The following is a 2,034-nucleotide window of genomic DNA, read 5'->3' as shown; positions in this document are numbered from 1 at the left end:
GTGCTGGGCTATGTCGGCGCCGGGGAATGGGCGCAAGAAGTCGGCGGCTTGCTGACGCTGAAAATATCCTCGCTGGCGGCGACGATTCCATTTGCACTGATGTTGCTGGTGCTGCTGGTGCGGCCGTCCGGGCTGATGGGAGAAAAGGAATGACGACGATGAAACACTCTCTCGACAAGGCCGTGGCTGCGCCGGCGCTGGCTGTCAAGCCAGTCGGCACGGCCCTGCTGGTAAAAATCCTGCTGGCGGTGGTGCTGATCGTGCTGGTGGCGTTGCCGACCGTGCTGTCGACCTCGCTGGTCAATGCCGCGATCCAGATGCTGATCATGGCGCTGTTTGCCAGCGCCTTCAACGTGCTGGCCGGGCAGGGCGGTATGCTGTCCTTCGGTCACGCCGCCTACTTCGGCATTGGCGCCTTTGCCACCCTGCATGCGATGAATGCGGTATCGGGCCAGGGCTTGCTGCCGACGCCTCTGCTGCCGGTGTTCGGCGCCCTGGGCGGTGCAGCCGTGGGTCTAGTGGCCGGCTGGTTCTCCAGCAAGCGCAGCGGCGTGTACTTTTCCATGATCACCCTGGCGCTGGCGGAATTGCTGCATGCCCTGGCGCCGCACTTGAAGAGCGTCTTCGGCGGCGAGTCGGGCGTGCCCTCGATGCGCATGCCGGCCTGGGGCTTTACCTTCGGTTCGGCTACCGAAGTGTATTACCTGACCCTGGCCTGGGTAGTGGTCTCGATTGCCCTGCTGTTCTTCTTCACGCGCACGCCGCTGGGCCGCCTGACGCTGGGCTTGCGGGAAAACGCCCACCGCCTGAAGTTCCTGGGCTACAACGTGCACATGGCGCGCGTGATGGTGTTCGTGATTTCCGCCACCTTCGCTGGTATTGCCGGCGGCTTGCTGGCCATGAGCAATGAAGCGGCCAACTACTCGGTCTTTGAAGTGCGCCTGTCGTCCGAAGTGGTGCTCAATTCCTATATCGGTGGTGTCGGCGTCTTCTTCGGCCCGGCACTGGGCGCGGCGGTGATGACCTTCTTCGGTTATGCCGTGTCGGACCTGACGCGCTCCTGGCTGCTGTACCAGGGCATCATCTTCGTGGCCGTGATGATGTTCATGCCCAATGGCTTGTCCGGCATCATCACCTGGTGGCGCACCAGCAAGTTTGCCAGCACCACCAAGCTGGGCTATGTCCTTGGCTGGACTATCGGCACGCTGACTTGCGCGGCAGGCGTGGTGTTCCTCGTCGAACTGCTGCAGCGCCTCTTGTCCGACGACTATCAATTCCAGCTGGTGCAAGGCCAGCCCTGGCCGGCACTGAACCTGTTCGGCCAGGCCTGGCTGCCGGGTGCAGTGGTCACCTGGCTGGTGCCGCTGGTGCTGTTGGCCATCGGCGGCGTCATTCTGAAGCTGACCAGCGCGCGCTGGCAGGCGCTCAACGACAGGGAGGCGTAATGAGCACGCAACAACAACCCATCGCGCTGAGCCTGCGCGACGTCCATAAATCCTTCGGCGAAGCGCACATCATCCGCGGCGTGAACCTGGAGCTGATCGAAGGCGAACGTCACGCCATCATCGGCCCCAATGGCGCCGGCAAGTCGACGGTGTTCCATTTGATCTCGGGGCAGTTCAAGCCGAGTTCGGGCGAAATCAAGCTGGGCCAGCAAGTCATCAGTGGCTTGCCAGCGGAGAGAATCAACCATCTGGGCCTGGGCCGGTCGTTCCAGATCACCAACATCTTCCCCAAGCTGTCGGTGTTTGAAAACCTGCGCCTGGGCGTGATGCAGCGCTTCGGCCTGCAGTACACGCTGTGGCGGCCGATCGCCGGCTATACCAAGATCCGCGAGCTGACCGAGCAATTGCTGGAGCAAGTGCGCCTGACGCGCCATCGCGACACGCTGGGCGGCGAGCTGTCGTATTCGGAACAGCGTTCCTTGGAAATCGGCATGACGCTGGCGTCCGACCCCAAGGTCTTGCTGCTGGACGAGCCGATGGCGGGCATGTCGCGCGAAGAGACCGATTACACGGCCGAGCTGCTGCGCGA

At 63.0% G+C, this 2,034-nt stretch carries 2 protein-coding genes and 1 pseudogene; all 3 read left to right on the top strand.

Annotated elements, in window-relative coordinates; genetic code table 11:
* Nucleotides 1–153: pseudogene (locus EDC30_RS19850) on the top strand (branched-chain amino acid ABC transporter permease); the annotation flags it as partial.
* Nucleotides 150–1,445: a branched-chain amino acid ABC transporter permease gene (locus EDC30_RS19295; protein ID WP_132260569.1), complete on the top strand. Its 1,296-nt coding sequence runs from the start codon at nt 150–152 to the stop codon at nt 1,443–1,445. The pseudogene EDC30_RS19850 and the gene EDC30_RS19295, both read left to right, overlap by 4 nt.
* The coding region (locus EDC30_RS19290) for an ABC transporter ATP-binding protein (RefSeq protein ID WP_132260567.1) at nt 1,445–2,034 on the top strand (590 nt) is incomplete at its 3' end. The genes EDC30_RS19295 and EDC30_RS19290, both read left to right, overlap by 1 nt.

The organism is Paucimonas lemoignei, assembly GCF_004342585.1.
Lineage (GTDB): Bacteria > Pseudomonadota > Gammaproteobacteria > Burkholderiales > Burkholderiaceae_D > Paucimonas > Paucimonas lemoignei.
Note: the sequence above shows the minus strand (reverse complement) of the source record. Positions and strands in the feature narration are given on the sequence as shown.